At 68.7% G+C, this 13,378-nt stretch carries 18 protein-coding genes; 6 read left to right on the top strand and 12 right to left on the bottom strand.

What is annotated here, in order from left to right; translation table 11 throughout:
* Positions 1–68: 68 nt before the first annotated feature.
* Positions 69–464 carry an FAD-dependent oxidoreductase gene (locus TTH_RS09940; RefSeq protein ID WP_024119560.1) on the top strand — a complete coding sequence of 132 codons (396 nt, stop codon included), beginning with the start codon at positions 69–71 and terminating at the stop codon, positions 462–464.
* On the opposite strand, the gene TTH_RS09935 is transcribed toward TTH_RS09940, so the two are convergent.
* Genes TTH_RS09935 through dnaX form a run of 5 tightly spaced genes read right to left on the bottom strand, consistent with a single transcriptional unit; the run spans position 461 to position 5,624 of the window.
* Positions 461–1,375 (bottom strand): 2-oxoacid:ferredoxin oxidoreductase subunit beta, encoded by a 915-nt coding sequence (locus tag TTH_RS09935; RefSeq protein ID WP_011229044.1) that lies wholly within the window; start codon positions 1,373–1,375, stop codon positions 461–463. The genes TTH_RS09940 and TTH_RS09935 overlap by 4 nt on opposite strands.
* A 1-nt stretch (position 1,376) precedes the next feature.
* The gene (locus TTH_RS09930; RefSeq protein ID WP_011229043.1) at positions 1,377–3,227 is read right to left on the bottom strand and encodes a 2-oxoacid:acceptor oxidoreductase subunit alpha; all 1,851 of its coding nucleotides are present in this window, start codon (positions 3,225–3,227) and stop codon (positions 1,377–1,379) included.
* Between the two features lie 50 nt (positions 3,228–3,277).
* Positions 3,278–3,745 (bottom strand): HD domain-containing protein, encoded by a 468-nt coding sequence (locus TTH_RS09925; RefSeq protein WP_011173961.1) that lies wholly within the window; start codon positions 3,743–3,745, stop codon positions 3,278–3,280.
* Complete coding sequence (locus tag TTH_RS09920) at positions 3,746–4,027, bottom strand: metal-sensitive transcriptional regulator (protein ID WP_008633933.1); 282 nt, start codon at positions 4,025–4,027, stop codon at positions 3,746–3,748.
* Positions 4,028–4,034: 7 nt separating this feature from the next.
* A complete protein-coding gene (dnaX, locus tag TTH_RS09915) occupies positions 4,035–5,624 on the bottom strand; it encodes a DNA polymerase III subunit gamma/tau (protein ID WP_011229042.1) in 1,590 nt (529 codons plus the stop codon).
* Between the two features lie 17 nt (positions 5,625–5,641).
* On the opposite strand from dnaX, the gene TTH_RS09910 reads away from it, so the two are divergent.
* Both TTH_RS09910 and argB read left to right on the top strand, forming a co-directional pair.
* Complete coding sequence (locus TTH_RS09910; RefSeq protein ID WP_011229041.1) at positions 5,642–6,133, top strand: hypothetical protein; 492 nt, start codon at positions 5,642–5,644, stop codon at positions 6,131–6,133.
* Positions 6,126–6,875 carry an acetylglutamate kinase gene (argB, locus tag TTH_RS09905; RefSeq protein ID WP_011229040.1) on the top strand — a complete coding sequence of 250 codons (750 nt, stop codon included), beginning with the start codon at positions 6,126–6,128 and terminating at the stop codon, positions 6,873–6,875. Before TTH_RS09910 ends, argB begins: the two co-directional genes overlap by 8 nt.
* Here argB and TTH_RS09900 read toward each other — a convergent pair.
* Together TTH_RS09900 and TTH_RS09895 are read right to left on the bottom strand one after the other, a co-directional pair.
* Entirely contained in the window at positions 6,872–7,996 is a 1,125-nt protein-coding gene (locus TTH_RS09900) for a hypothetical protein (protein WP_164926084.1), read from the bottom strand. The genes argB and TTH_RS09900 overlap by 4 nt on opposite strands.
* A 193-nt stretch (positions 7,997–8,189) precedes the next feature.
* Positions 8,190–8,837, bottom strand: coding sequence for a transposase (locus TTH_RS09895; protein WP_224065233.1), 648 nt, complete (start codon positions 8,835–8,837; stop codon positions 8,190–8,192).
* Here TTH_RS09895 and TTH_RS11570 point away from each other — a divergent pair.
* Positions 8,779–8,964: a hypothetical protein gene (locus TTH_RS11570; RefSeq protein WP_223966770.1), complete on the top strand. Its 186-nt coding sequence runs from the start codon at positions 8,779–8,781 to the stop codon at positions 8,962–8,964. The genes TTH_RS09895 and TTH_RS11570 overlap by 59 nt on opposite strands.
* A 692-nt stretch (positions 8,965–9,656) precedes the next feature.
* On the opposite strand, the gene TTH_RS09890 is transcribed toward TTH_RS11570, so the two are convergent.
* The 4 genes from TTH_RS09890 to TTH_RS09875 are packed head-to-tail and all read right to left on the bottom strand — an operon-like array spanning position 9,657 to position 11,503.
* Positions 9,657–10,124 (bottom strand): NUDIX hydrolase, encoded by a 468-nt coding sequence (locus TTH_RS09890; protein WP_011229038.1) that lies wholly within the window; start codon positions 10,122–10,124, stop codon positions 9,657–9,659.
* Positions 10,125–10,153: 29 nt separating this feature from the next.
* Positions 10,154–10,750 carry a MazG family protein gene (locus TTH_RS09885; protein WP_011229037.1) on the bottom strand — a complete coding sequence of 199 codons (597 nt, stop codon included), beginning with the start codon at positions 10,748–10,750 and terminating at the stop codon, positions 10,154–10,156.
* Positions 10,725–11,168: a hypothetical protein gene (locus TTH_RS09880; protein WP_011229036.1), complete on the bottom strand. Its 444-nt coding sequence runs from the start codon at positions 11,166–11,168 to the stop codon at positions 10,725–10,727. The genes TTH_RS09885 and TTH_RS09880 overlap by 26 nt, the downstream gene beginning before the upstream one ends.
* A complete protein-coding gene (locus tag TTH_RS09875) occupies positions 11,168–11,503 on the bottom strand; it encodes a YbjQ family protein (RefSeq protein ID WP_014510966.1) in 336 nt (111 codons plus the stop codon). The genes TTH_RS09880 and TTH_RS09875 overlap by 1 nt, the downstream gene beginning before the upstream one ends.
* A 69-nt stretch (positions 11,504–11,572) precedes the next feature.
* Between TTH_RS09875 and TTH_RS09870 the strand changes: the two genes are divergently transcribed.
* Positions 11,573–11,983, top strand: coding sequence for a copper chaperone PCu(A)C (locus tag TTH_RS09870; protein WP_011229034.1), 411 nt, complete (start codon positions 11,573–11,575; stop codon positions 11,981–11,983).
* Complete coding sequence (locus TTH_RS09865; protein ID WP_011229033.1) at positions 11,980–12,564, top strand: SCO family protein; 585 nt, start codon at positions 11,980–11,982, stop codon at positions 12,562–12,564. The genes TTH_RS09870 and TTH_RS09865 overlap by 4 nt, the downstream gene beginning before the upstream one ends.
* 17 nt (positions 12,565–12,581) lie before the next feature.
* Here TTH_RS09865 and TTH_RS09860 read toward each other — a convergent pair whose 3' ends face one another.
* Positions 12,582–13,376 (bottom strand): ZIP family metal transporter, encoded by a 795-nt coding sequence (locus tag TTH_RS09860; RefSeq protein WP_011229032.1) that lies wholly within the window; start codon positions 13,374–13,376, stop codon positions 12,582–12,584.
* Positions 13,377–13,378 lie beyond the last annotated feature (2 nt).

Genomic DNA, 13,378 nt, shown 5'->3' with positions numbered 1-13,378 from the left:
CACCCCTCTTCCCAAGAGGATACCGCCTCGGTGTACGATGGGCGCGAACCCGGAAGGAGGCTTTGGGCATGGAGCGGCGCGTGGAGGCTTTGGTGGTGGGCGGGGGCCTTGCCGGCCTTTCCGCCGCCTACTTTTTGGCGCGAAGGGGGCTCAGGCCCTGGGTGCTGGAGCGGGAGGCCCCCCTTTCCTGCACCAGCGACAAGTCCACGGAGGCCTACCGCCTCTTCTGGCCCGGGGACGAGGACCTGGCCGCCTTGGTCCGGGAGAGCCTGGACCTCCTTTCGCCCTTCGCCGGGGTGGCCCGCCCTAACCGGCGGGGGTACCTGTACGTGGGCCGCCTCGAGGCCCTGGCGGCCTGGGCCCTGGGGGAGGAGGCCCCCGCCTGGGCCCGGGCCTTCGCCCCCGGGCGCTTCCTGGACCCGGCTTACCGCCCGAAGGAAGGGGCGGCCCGGTTCCAGCTTTAGAGGGCGAACTCCTGGAGGAGGCCCTCCAGGTCCAAGGGGGCCTCCGGACCCCGGGCCGGGTAGGCCTCGGGGTAGCGGGGGAGGTAGGCCTTAAGCCGCGCTTCAAAGGTGGGCAGCTCGGCCTTCCAGAAGACGCCCACGGGGATCCGCTCCCCCCACTCCAGGGCCTTTTCCTGGAAAAGCATCATCTTGCGGTCCAGCTCCTCCGGGGAAAGCCCTGCGGGGACATGGGGGTCGTAGCCCTCTTCCTGGAGCTTGTAAAGCCTGGGGGCGAACCACTCCTTGGTGTGCAGGTCGTTGTAGGTGGGGCAGGGCTGGAGGACATGGAGGAAGGCCAGGCCCCTGTGCTCAATTCCCTCCTTGATGAGTTCCTTCAGGCCCTTCACGTCGTAGGCGTAGCCCCGGGCGATCCAGGTGTAGCCCGCGGCAAAGGCCAGGAGCAAGGGGTTGAGGCGGCTTTGGGGGTTGGGCTTGGGGAGGCTTTTGGTCTTCTCCCCCAGGCCCAGGGTGGGCCCGGCCTGGCCCTTGGTGAGGCCGTAGACCTCGTTGTCGTAGAGGATGTAGAGCATGTCCACGTTCCTGCGCCCCGCGGCCACGAAGTGCCCGGCCCCGATGCCCAGGCCGTCCCCGTCCCCGCCCACGGCCACCACCGTGAGGTGGGGGTTGGCCAGCTTGGCCCCCTGGGCCACGGGGAGCACCCGGCCGTGGAGGGTGTGGACCCCGTAGACGTTCAGGTAGTGGGGGGTCTTGGCCGAGCAGCCGATGCCCGAGAAGACCGCCGTCTGGCTGGGATCCCGCTTCAGTTCAAAGAGGGCCATCTGGAGGGCGGAGAGGATGCCGTAGTCCCCGCACCCCGGGCACCAGTCGGGTTGCTTTTCCGCCTTGTAGTCCGCAAGCTTGAGCTCCAGCATCTCAGACTCCCTTCCTCAGCACGAGCCTTTCCGGGGCCCGGCCCTCCCTTACCGCCTTCAGGGCCTCCACGGCCTCCTCCAGGGTGATGGGCCGGCCGTTGTACTTCACCACCCGGTGGTGGACCCGCTTCAGGGTTTCCTGCTGCACGAGGTCGGCGAGCTGCCCCGAGTAGTTGTGCTCCACCGTCACCAGGGTCTTCCCCTCCAGAAGGGGGGCGATCCGGGGAAAGGGCCAGAGGAGGCGGAGGTGGAGGTAGCCCACCCCTTCCAGGTGGTCCAGGGCCTCCAGGAGGGTGCCCTTCACCGTCCCCCAGCCCAAGACCAGCACCTCCCCATCCCGGAAGAGGGTGTACTGGTCCTCGAGGGGGATCTCCTTGCGGGCGAGCTCCAGCTTCTCCATGCGCTTTTCCATCTGGAGCTCCCTGAGCTCCACGTCTTCGGTGATGTGGCCCAGGGGGTCGTGCTCGTCGGAGGTCATCCAGTAGAAGCCCCCAGGGGTGCCGATGGGGATGAAGGGGGAAAGGCCGTCCTCTCCCGGGGCGTACCGCTGGTAGGGCCCGAAGCCCTCCCGGGGGGAGAGGCGCTTTTCCCCGTCCAGGGAAAGCACCTTCAGGGCCTCCTTGGGAAGGCTTTGGGCCAGGGAGGCCAGGAACTTGTCCAGGAGGTGGACCACCACCGTCTGGTAGCGCCAGGCCCAGGCGAGGGCCTTCTGGGCATCCAAAAAGGCGTCCAGGATGTCCCCCGAGGCCAAGACGAGCCTCGGGTACTCCCCGTGCCCGCCCCGTATGGCGAACATCAGGTCCCCCTGCTCCGTGCGGGTGGGAAGCCCGGTGCTGGGCCCGCCCCGCTGGTAGAGGGTCACCACCAAGGGCGCCTCAATCATCCCGGCGAAGCCCAGCCCCTCGGCCATGAGGCTGAAGCCGGGGCCGCTTGTGGCCGTGGCCGCCTTGGCCCCGGCGAGGGCGGCCCCCACCGCCATGTTCACCGCGGCGATCTCGTCCTCCGTCTGGACCACGGCCACGTCCGCCCCGGGGAGGTGGGTGTGGGCCTCGAGGAAGACGCTCTCGTCCGTGGCGGGGCTTATGGGGTAGTAGGTCTGGAAGCGGAGGCCTCCGGCGAGCTTGCCCAAAGCGGCGGCCTGGGCCCCGGTGAGGTAGATCCGGCCGGGCGCGGGGCCCAGGACCTCGAGGCGGAAGGGAAGCCTGGGCGCCTCCTCCCGGTACACGGCCTCGGCCACCTTGCGGTTGAGCTCCAGCACCTCCCCCCGGAACTGGAGGGCGAGGGCCTGGAGGAGGGGTTCTAAGGGGTAGCTGAGGAGGTGGAGGCTCGCCGCCACGGCGATGGTGTTCAGGGTGCGCCGGGCCTTGAGGGAGGGCACCCCCAGGGCCTCCCCGATCCGGTCCGCCACCGCCTCAAAGGGGTAGGGCAGGGGCTGGACCCCGGCCTCGGCGTAGGCCTGAAGCACCTCCTTAAGGGACGGGTCGGCCTGGCCCAGGCGCTTGGCCAGGTCCTCCGCCACCCGGTGGTCCAGCATGGGGAGCTTGTGCAGGGTGAGCTCCAGGACCTTGGGGTCGTAGAGCACCACCCCCCCTTCCCGCACCTCCCCCAGGTGCCGGGCCAGGGTCTCCCCGTCCAGGGCCACCAGGAAGTCCACCCTCTCCCGGAAGGCCTGGACCGGTTTTCGCGCGAGGCGCACGTCCAGGTAGGAGTGCCGCCCCATGATGTTGGAGTGGTACTCCCGCTTGGTGGCCACCCACCACCCCCCCTTGCCCACCGCCCGGGCGAAGAGGGTGGCCGCCGTCTCTATGCCCCCGCCTTGGGGGCCGCCCACGCGCCAGGTGAACTCCTCCATCTTCCCCCCTTTGGGCTTACCCTACCCCAAAGGGGGCGGCCTGGCTAGGGCTATTCCTCCCGGTCCGCCTCGTGAAGCCTCCGCCCCCAGAGGCTTTTGGGGGCGTGGTGCTCGAGGACCAAAGCCCGCACCCTGGGGTCCCGGATCCTCTGGGCGGCGTAGAGGGGGTGGTGGCGGCGCACCTGGAAGGCCCCGAGGAGGCCCCGCCGGAGGGGGTAGGGGGGGAGGGGCGGGGCGAAGAGCCCGGCGAGGACCCGCTCCAAGGTCCGGTAGGGCCTTACCGCCTTCCCCGCGTCGTGGAGGAGGGCGGCCCGCACCGCGTAGCCCGGGGCCTCGGGGTAGGCCTTAAGGAGCCTCCTCGCCACCCGCACCCCGTGGGCCCGGTCCCGGGGGTCCATGGCGAGGTAGAGCTCCCGTTCCTCCCCCTCCAGGAAGCGCAGGGCGAAGGCGTCGTCCGGCGCCTCCTGGGCGAGAAGGGCCCGGAGGAGGCGCCGGAGGCGCCCCCGAAGCCGACCCATCTAGATGAACTTCTTCAGCATGGTGGCGATCTCCTCGGGCTTCTTGGGGTTCACCTTGCCCTCGGAGACCTCGGCGGCGCAGACGTTCAGGAACTCGTGGAGGATCAGGGTGGCCGCCGCCTCCATGGCCTTCTTGGTGGCGGTCATCTGGGTGAGGACCTCGTCGCAGGGGCGGCCCTCGGCCACCATCTTCTGGAGCCCCCGCACCTGGCCCTCAATACGGCGGAGGCGCTTGAGGATGTTGTCCACGGTCTCTTGTCCGAGGTCGGTGGTCCGCGTCATGCCCCCATTATATACCAGTACCCCCTATCTCGTCTTGGCTCAGGGGTTCCTCCTCCGGCGCCTCCCGGGTCCTGGGCCGCCGCACCCAGAGCACCCGCCCCCCCAGGAGGCGGACCACCCGCCTCAAGGCCTCCTCCGGGGCCTCCTCCGCCGCTTCCTCCGCCTCTACCTCCTCCTCGGGAGGGCCCGGGGGTGCGGGCGCTTCAGGAGGTGGGGCCGGGCGGGGCCTTGGGCTCAGGCTTTTTTTTTCTCCCTCCAGGACGAGGACGACCTCCTCCACCCCGAAATGGGCCTGGGCCAGGGGGAGGAGCCTCGCCTTCTGTTCCGAGGCCTTGCGGTAGTGGAAGGCCTTGTCCTCGGGGAAAGCGAGGCAGAGCTGGCCTTCCCGGACCTCCGGGCGGGCCTCCCGCACGAAGGCCCGTAGGGTGGGCCTGAGGGCCTCGAGGAAGGCCCGCCACCGCTCCCGCAGGTCGGGCGCCTCCTCGGGCCTTGGGGGTTCCGGGGCCGGGGGGCTTTCCGGCTTGGGGCCGACCTCTGGGGAGGGAGCGCCCGTGGGCTGGGGCAGGGCCTCGGCGGCCAGGGCCCTTCCCGCCTCCAGGAGGGCCACCTCCAGGCTTAAGGCGTCGGAGCGGCGGGCGAGGCGCTCCATGGCCTCGTCCAGGGCGGTCATGGCGGCGATCAGGGCCTGGGGCGGGGCGGGAAGGGGGGTTCCCGCGAGGCCGAAGGCGGCGTAGAGGCCTTCCCGGAACACCTCCAAAAGGCCCGAGACCAGGCTCCTCGGGGCGTACCCTTCCCCGTAGAGGCGCCGGGCGAGGCCCAGGGCCTCCGCCGTTTTCCCCCTCGCGAGGGAGGCGGCGATCTCGGCCAGGGCCTCCCTGGGGGGGAGGCCTAGGGCGCGCTCCACCTCCTTCCGGGTGAGGGGGCCTTCCAGGAGGAGGAAGCGCTCCAGGAGGCTTTCCGCGTCCCTAAGGGCCCCGTCCGCCAGGCGGGCGAGGAGGAGGAGGGCCTCCTCCTCCGCCTCCCGCCCCACGGCCTCCAGGATGCGCCGGAGCTTAAAGGCGATCTCCTCCTCCGTGAGGCGGCGGAAGCGGAAGTGCTGGGTGCGGGAGAGGATGGTGGGGGGCATCCTCTCGGGCTCGGTGGTGGCGAAGACGAAGAGGACGTGGGGCGGGGGCTCCTCCAGGGTCTTGAGGAGGGCGTTGAAGGCGCTTTTGGAGAGCATGTGGGCCTCGTCCAGGATGAAGACCTTCCTGGGGGCAGAGAGGGGGGCGAGGTGGATCCTTTCCCTCAGCTCCCGCACGTCCTCCACGGAGTTGTTGCTGGCGGCGTCAATCTCCACCACGTCCGGGTGGGCGCCCCTCTGCACCGCCTGGCAGTGGGGGCAGACCCCGCAAGGGGGGTCTTCCCCCTGGCACCCCACCGCCATGGCGAGGAGCCTCGCCGTGGTGGTCTTGCCCACGCCCCTGGGCCCGGAGAAGAGGTAGGCCTGGGCGAGCCTCCCCTCCCGGATGGCCTTGAGGAGGGGCTCCTTCACGTGCTCCTGCCCCACCACCTCCTGGAAGGTGAGGGGGCGGAAGCGGCGGTAGAGGGCGCTCACAAGGGCTAGTATAGGGCGTGGTGCGGAGCTTCCTCTCCTTGCACGCCAAGGCCCCCCTGGAGGAGGTGGCGGCCTGGGTAAAGGGGCGCACGGGAGGGGCCGGGGTCTACCTGGTCCCCGACCCCCCCTGGACCAGCCTCTACCACGAGGCCCTCGAGGCCCAGGAAGACCTCGAGGCGGTGCGCTCCTTCCTGCGCGAGCTTTCCGGGCTGGGCAAGGCCCTGGCCTTCTGGGTCCAAGCGGAGGAGGACCTTCTCTTTCTCCTGGCGGAAGGGAAGGGGGTGGTGGCGGAGCTCCGGCAAGGCCCGGAGCTCGGGGAGGCCCTGCGGGCCCCGGAGGAGCTAAGGCCCCTCCTGGAAAGGGCCAAGGCCCTGCCCCCGGAGCACGCCGTCCGGGCCCTGGCCAACTTCTTCGGCCTCCACCCGGACCACGCCCTCCTGGGCTTTTTGGACCTCCTGGAGGCCGAGGAGGAGGGGGGTTTGCCCGAGGAGGTGGTCTACCTTGAGTGAGGCCCTTTTGGTGAAGGTGGGGGGAAGCCTGAGGGGGGCGGAGGCCCTGCTGGAGGAGCTCGCCGCCTACCCCGGCCCCCTGGTCCTGGTCCACGGGGGCGGCCCCGAGATCGGGGAGTGGCTGAAGCGCCTGGGGTACGAGAGCCGCTTCGTGGGGGGGCTGAGGGTCACCCCCCCGGAGCAGTTGGAGGTGGTGGAGATGGCCCTCTACCTCACGGGGAAGCGCCTGGCCTGGGGGCTTTCCCGAAGGGGAAGGAAGGCCCTCGCCCTCTCGGGGCGGGACGCCCTCTGCCTAAGGGGGAGGGCCCTTCCGGAGCTCGGCCGCGTGGGGGAGGTGGTGGGGGTGGAGGTGGGCCTCCTCCTGGACCTCCTAGAGAAGGGCTACACCCCCCTTCTCGCACCCATCGCCCTGGACGAGGAAGGTCCCCTAAACGTCAACGCCGACACCGCCGCGGGGGCCGTGGCCGGGGCCTTGGGGTGGCCCGCGGTCTTCCTCACCGACGTGGAAGGGGTCTACCGGAACCCCAAGGACCCGAAGACCCGCTTCCCCCGGCTCACCCCAAAAGAGGTGGAGGCCCTGAAGGAGGAGGGCGTGATCCAAGGGGGCATGATCCCCAAGGTGGAGGCGGCCCTCGCCGCCCTCAGGGCGGGGGCCCCCTGGGCGGCCGTGGCCAAGGGGGAGAGGGGGGTCTTGCGCAGGCTTCTCTCAGGGGAAGGAGGCACCCTCTTTAGCCCCTCCTAGCCCCGGGGTAGCTCCTCAAAAACGTTGGTCCAGACGTTGAGTACCTGCCCTCCCCCGTTGGTTTGGCCCGTTTCTATGACCTTGACCACCGTTAGGGAGCGCATGTCCAGCTTGTAGAGATTGCCGTCCGCATTGGAAAGGTAAGCGAAGCGGCCGTCGGGCGTGAAGACCACATGTCCCATGCGCCCCTTGCCGATGACCAGGTCCTTAAGGGTGCGCAAACCCAGGAGGTCAATAACGGTGATAACGTTGTTGCCATAGTTAGTGGCAATGACCCGGCGTCCGTCGGGAGAGTTGTAGGCGTGCCCCACCCCGGTGCTGGCGCAGGTAAGGCGGTGGACCAACCGCTTGGTACGGGGGCTGAAAAAGGCCACCTCCCGGCCGCGCAGGTTGTTCCCAGGACCCCGGTTCAAAGCCATGAAGTAACGGCCGTCCTGGGTGAAGTTCCCGTGGTGCGCCTCTACGGCATCTTCCCCGATGAGGGGCATCTCCACCTGGGCAACGATGGGAAGGTCGGGCCGTGTGAGGTCGTAGACCGCGATACCCGGGCGGACCCGATCGTTGCCCTCGTGGACGAGCCAAAGCTCCTTGCCGTCCGGGCTTACCACGGGGTAGTGGGGAACGCTGGGAGCGGAAAAGGTCCGCACCGACCAGTCGGCGGTGTCCACCACCACTAGCCTGTCGTCCACCCGGTCCACGCTGAAGAAGTACCGGCTGTCCCAGCTCCAGGCGTTGTGCATGGAGGTAACGCCCTTGGGCTGGTTGGTAACCGGTATATCTAGAACCTTTTCAATCGTGTCGTCCTCGGTTCGGATGAAGGTCAGGCGAAGCTTACCCCCGCTCAAAGCCCAGTGATCCACGCCCACCCTGCGGCCGTCGGGGCTCACGAGGCCGTGCTTGGGGCGGTTTCCGGTCTCTAGCACCTTGGCCACGCGCAGGTTCTCCAGGTCAAGGATCACCACCCGGGTTTCCCCTTCCCCCGCCCCGCTCACGTACACCTTCTTGGCGTCCGGGGTCATGCTGCCCAAAGTAGCCCCTCGAGCGGTGTCCAGGCTGGCCACCACCTGGTCGGTGCGTGTGTCCACGATGAAGGCCTTGGCGTTGGCGTTAAGAAAGACCACGTAGGGGGACCACACTATCCTGGAGGGAGCGGCGCGAGCCTGAAGGCCCCGCTGGGCGGCAGCAAGGCTGGCTGCAGCCATCCCCAGGCCTTTGATCACATCGCGGCGGTTAAGCTTCCCCATATTTATGCCTCCCTTAGGAAAAATATAATATCCCGACCCCCAAAGGCGTGTCAAGAAGACTTGGGCTTGCCTAGTAAATTGCCTTGTACCCCGGAGGGGGCGGGAGAAGGGAGAGAAGAACCCTAAGGCCGTAGGCGATGAGCTCCAAAAGCGCCCGCGCCATGGCCGTCCAAGGCTTCCGCTCCCAAAGGTACCCCCCACCCAGCCGCGTCTTCATCCCCCCAAACACCCCCTCCACCACCCCGCGAAACCGGTACACCTCGGGGTCCCACCCCTCCCGCGCCCGCACCCGCGCCTCCTCCCTGGCCTCGCCCCCGCCCCGAAGCCGGATCACCGGCCGCACCCCCGCCTCCCCCAAAACCCCCCACACCTCCTTCCCGTCAAACCCCGCGTCCGCCAAAAGCCACCCCCGGGAAGGAGGAAACCGCCTCAGCACCTCCCCCCCAAGCCGGGGGTCCGGGGCGTAGCCCTCCCCCACCACTCCACCCCAGGGCCACAAGAGCCGCCTCTCCCTATCCCACCGCATCAGGGCCAGAAGCCGCGCGTGCCCCCGCACCCGCCGCACCTCCTTCCCCCGACGAAAGCGGAGAAGCCGGTCCTTGCTCCGGTAGGCCAGCCCCGTGGTGTCCATGAGGTAGAGGGGGGGAAAGCGCCGCCAGGTGTGCCGGCGCCTCGTCCGAAGCCGCTTCGCCTTCCGGCGAGGACTCCGGGGCGAGATGGGCCTCCAGTTCCCGGGAAAGCCTCTCCAGGAGGGCCTCAAGGAGTTTGGGGTCCAGGTGCTTGAGGGCGTAGCGGGCCAGGGACTGGTGGGAAGGGAAGGGGCCTTCCATCAGGTCCTGGAGTGAGGCCTCCGTCTCGCGGTAGGTGAGGTGGAAGAAGGCGCGGAAGAGAAGGAGGGCCAGGTAAAGGGCGTGGCTGTAGCGCCAGGGGCGGCCCCGCTTGCCTTTGGGGGTGGGAGGGGCCACCTCCCGGGCCAGGCGCAGGCAGTGTTCCAGGACCTCCTTGGGGCTTGCCTCCCTGCGAAGGAAGCCTCGCTTGCCCATCAGGAGAGAGATATACACCCGTCCTCCTGACCTTTGCAAGGCAAGCCCAGAAGACTTCAAACCAGATTTAACCGGTATACACCCCTTGAGGTAAGCAAGGGCGCCAATGGAACGGGTTTGATTGGCTATAACTTTTCTGTATCTTGGAAACCAGATCCCAGCGCTTCCTGGCAAACAATAAGCGCCTTCACCTCGCTTGGGTGGCTAGGCCAACGGAATAGCTACATTGTCCCAGATTTGTCTAGCGTTGGGTTCAACGGAGCACGACCGCCCTCCGGAGTAAACGCTTCTTACTCGGCAAGCACCCTATTCTCTGCCCAGAACATTTTGGAAATACTGGCGACAAGTGGGAACATAAGGATTGTGCGGGCGAATACCCCTAACCTAGACCGGCAAGAGGCCGGCGTGAGCGGTTCCTATGAAGTACCCTGAGCTTTGGAGGCCACCCCTTTGGGGATAGACCTCCGGCCCCTCATTGGACTACAGAAGCCCCCTTAGAGAAGCTCGTGAGGGGGGCTTTTCCCTTCACGCCACACCTCCAGGAACGCCTTCAGGATATTCCCCGTCACCCCCCAGATGTCCACCCCCCGCCAGGGGAAGTGCCAGACAATGCGGCCTAATCGCACCTCGCTCCAGGGCTCCACTTCTAGAAGCTCCCCCAGGGGGGCGAGGAGGATTTCCGCCACCTCCTCGGGGTTGGGCTTCAGGGGGGGCAGGTCTTCCCGGAAGACCACCACGGGCTGGACCAGGAAGCCCTGGGGGGAGTAGGTGGGGGAGAGGAAGCCCAAAGGCTCCACCCCCTTTAGCCCCACCTCCTCCTCGGCCTCCCTCAGGGCCGCCTCCACCACCCCTTCCCCGGGCTCCACCACCCCCCCGGGGAAGCTCACCTGGCCGGCGTGGGTGGGGAGGCGGGGGCTCCTTAAGGTGAAGAGGAGGTGCTCCCCCAGAAGGGGCACGGCCACCGCCGCCAGGCGGAAGCCGGGCGGGGGCTCTAGCCCTGCCGGCAGGCTTTGAGGGAGCGCTTCCTTAAGGCGCTCTCGGGGTCCATCCCCTTGGCGGCGAAAAGCCCCACCAGGTGCCAAAGCGCTTCCTCCAGGTCGCCCTCTTCCAGGGCCTTCCTCAGGCCTTCCTCGCTTCCCGGGTCTATCCCCTTCCGCTGGAGCTCGTAGGCTCGGAGCAAGGTGGGAAGCCCCTTGAGCAGGCCGCAGGGGTCCTCCTTCTTGCCCTCCTTGGCCTTCAGGTCCTCCCAGCGGGCCTTCACCTCCTCCGGGGTCCTGGCCTCGGCCTCCCCAAAGACGTGGGGATGGCGGCGGATGAGCTTCTCCACGATGGCGCGCTCCACGTCCCCGTAGGTGAAGCGCCCCTCCTCTTCGGCGATGACGCTGTGGAAGGCCACCTGCAGGAGGACGTCCCCGAGCTCCTCGGCCATCTCCTGGGGGTTTCCCTCGAGGAGGGCGTCCGCCGCCTCGCTGGCCTCCTCCAAGAGGTAGGGGACGAGGCTCTCGTGGGTCTGGGCCCGGTCCCAGGGGCATCCTCCGGGCCCCCTCAGGCGGCGCATCACCTCAAGAAGCCGCTCCATGCTCTCCATTCTCCTTAAGAAGCAATCCCCCCGCCAGGGAAAGCCCCACGAGGAGGAGGGAGAGGGGGTCTAGGGGGGCGGGTTCCAGGGTCCAGCCCCCGGGGCCCGGCGTGGGGAGGCCGGTGGTGCGGGTGAGGAGGAAGAGGAGAAAAAGCGTCCCCACCAGGTAGCGCCCCGCCCTCACCCACCCTTTCCCCGGGCGCACCTCCAAAAGGGGAAGGAGGAGGAGGGAAAGGCCGTAGCCCAGCTCCAAGGCCAGGAGGACCATGAAGAGGAGGCCGTACCAGAAGCCCGGGGTCTTCAGGGCGAAGGCGGGGTCTTGCACCCGGAAGACCTCGCCGCAAAGCCCCCCGCCCAAGGGGGTGTCCCCCAGGCCCAAAAGCTGGAGGAAGAAGGGGAGGATGAGGAAGAGGGCGGCGTGGCGCACTAGACCTCCCGGGCGGGCTCCAGCCGGACCGCCGTCCCGTAGACCAGGATCTCCGCCGCCCCTTGCATGACGCTCGCGGTGGCGTAGCGCACGCCGAGGACGGCGTGGGCCCCAAGCCGCCTCGCCTCCTCCAGCATCCGGGCCTCGGCCACCTCCCGGGCCTCCTGGAGCATCTCCGTGTACTCGGGGAGCTCCCCGCCCACCAGGGTGCGGAGGCCCGCCAGGAGGTCCTTGCCCAGGTGCTTGGAGCGCACCGTGCTCCCCTTCACCACGCCCAGGACCTGGGCGACCCGGTACCCGGGGACGGCCTCGAGGGTGGACACCAGGATCTCCATAACCCCCATCCTACTTGCACCCCTCCGGGAGGTACGTTTGTCCCAAGGGCCTTCCCTATAGTGGGGGGCATGAGGCGCTGGATCGGACTCCTTTTTCTGCTGGCCTTGGCCTCGGCCCAGGTGGTCCGGGAGGGCTGGGTCCGCTTCTCCCCCGGCCCCAACGCCGCGGCGTACCTCACCCTGGAGAACCCCGGGGACCTCCCCCTCCGCCTCGTGGGGGCGAGGACGCCCGTGGCCGAGCGGGTGGAGCTCCACGAGACCTTTATGCGGGAGGTGGAGGGGAAAAAGGTGATGGGGATGCGCCCCGTGCCCTTCCTCGAGGTCCCGCCCAAGGGCCGGGTGGAGCTCAAGCCCGGGGGGTACCACTTCATGCTCCTCGGCCTGAAGCGGCCCCTAAAGGCAGGGGAGGAGGTGGAGCTTGACCTCCTCTTCGCCGGGGGGAAGGTCCTTAAGGTGGTCCTTCCCGTGGAGGCGCGATGAAGAGGCTCCTGCCCGCCTTCCTTCTGGTCCTTGCCCTCTTGGCCCTGGCCTACCTCCTCCTTCCCCGGGGGCACACCTTCTACGGCACGAGGCTTCTCAACCCCAAGCCTGTGGACTTCGCCCTGGAAGGCCCCCAAGGCCCCGTGCGCCTCTCCCAGTTCCAGGACAAGGTGGTCCTCCTCTTCTTCGGCTTCACCCGCTGCCCCGACGTCTGCCCCACCACCCTCCTCGCCCTCAAGCGGGCCTACGAGAAACTCCCCCCGAAGGCCCAGGAGCGTGTCCAGGTGATCTTCGTGAGCGTGGACCCCGAGCGGGACCCCCCGGAGGTCGCCGACCGCTACGCCAAGGCCTTCCACCCGAGCTTCCTCGGGCTTTCGGGAAGCCCGGAGGCGGTTCGGGAGGCGGCCCAGACCTTCGGGGTCTTCTACCAGAAGAGCCAGTACCGGGGCCCGGGGGAGTACCTGGTGGACCACACCGCCACCACCTTCGTGGTGAAGGAGGGGAGGCTCGTCCTCCTCTATAGCCCGGACAAGGCGGAGGCCACGGACAGGGTGGTGGCGGACCTTCAGGCCCTTCTTTAAGGGCTTCGCCCCGGCGCTCAGCCCAGGGCCACGTCCAGGGCCATCATCAGGGCGAAGCCCGTCATGACCCCGAAGGTGGCGGTGTCCCCGTTTCCCTCCGCCTGGCTTTCCGGGATCACCTCCTCCACCACCACGAAGACCATGGCCCCCGCCGCCATGGCCATGAGGTAGGGAAGGAGGGCCATCATCTGGGCCACGAGGAGGGCCCCGAGCACCGCGCCCAGGGGCTCCACGATGGCGGAGAGTTGCCCGTAGAACCAGGCGAGGCCCGCCCCGATCCCCACCCGCCGCAAGGGCCAGGCGATGGCGAGCCCCTCGGGGAGGTTCTGGAGGCCGATGCCCAAGGCGAGGGCGATGGCCCCGCCCAGGGTGGCGGCGCCCGTGGGGTCCAGCCCCGCAGCCCCAAAAGCCACCCCCACGGCCAGGCCCTCGGGGAAGTTGTGCAGGGCGATGGCGAGGATCAGGAGGGTGGTGCGGCGCCAGAGGGTCTTGAGCCCCTCGGGGGCGTCCTTGGGGCCCAGGTGGACGTGGGGCAGGTAGCGGTCCAGAAGCCGGATAAGCCCCCCGCCCAGGAGAAACCCCACCACCGCCGGGAAAATGGGGTTTTTCCCCTGGGCCTCCGCCATCTCCATCCCGGGGACGAGGAGGGAGAAGACGCTCGCCGCAAGCATCACCCCGGCGGCGAAGCCCAGCATGGCGTCCAGAAGCTTACGGCTCGGCTCCCTGGCGAAGAAGACGCTCGCCGCCCCCACCGCCGTGAGGCCCCAGGTGAAGAGGCCGCCCAGCAGGGCGTAGAGGAGAAAGGGCTCCATGC

It is taken from the genome of Thermus thermophilus HB8 (assembly GCF_000091545.1).
Lineage (GTDB): Bacteria > Deinococcota > Deinococci > Deinococcales > Thermaceae > Thermus > Thermus thermophilus.
This window is presented reverse-complemented; position numbering and strand designations above follow the sequence as displayed.

Coding starts and splice junctions, on each gene's coding strand:
- TTH_RS09860 (WP_011229032.1), bottom strand. CDS start 13,376: ATGGAGCCCTTTCTCCTCTACGCCCTGCTGGGCGGCCTCTTCACCTGG.
- TTH_RS09940 (WP_024119560.1), top strand. CDS start 69: ATGGAGCGGCGCGTGGAGGCTTTGGTGGTGGGCGGGGGCCTTGCCGGC.
- TTH_RS09920 (WP_008633933.1), bottom strand. CDS start 4,027: ATGACGCGGACCACCGACCTCGGACAAGAGACCGTGGACAACATCCTC.
- TTH_RS09930 (WP_011229043.1), bottom strand. CDS start 3,227: ATGGAGGAGTTCACCTGGCGCGTGGGCGGCCCCCAAGGCGGGGGCATA.
- TTH_RS09875 (WP_014510966.1), bottom strand. CDS start 11,503: ATGGAGATCCTGGTGTCCACCCTCGAGGCCGTCCCCGGGTACCGGGTC.
- TTH_RS09865 (WP_011229033.1), top strand. CDS start 11,980: ATGAAGAGGCTCCTGCCCGCCTTCCTTCTGGTCCTTGCCCTCTTGGCC.
- TTH_RS09935 (WP_011229044.1), bottom strand. CDS start 1,375: ATGCTGGAGCTCAAGCTTGCGGACTACAAGGCGGAAAAGCAACCCGAC.
- TTH_RS09870 (WP_011229034.1), top strand. CDS start 11,573: ATGAGGCGCTGGATCGGACTCCTTTTTCTGCTGGCCTTGGCCTCGGCC.
- TTH_RS09885 (WP_011229037.1), bottom strand. CDS start 10,750: ATGGAGAGCATGGAGCGGCTTCTTGAGGTGATGCGCCGCCTGAGGGGG.
- TTH_RS09925 (WP_011173961.1), bottom strand. CDS start 3,745: ATGGGTCGGCTTCGGGGGCGCCTCCGGCGCCTCCTCCGGGCCCTTCTC.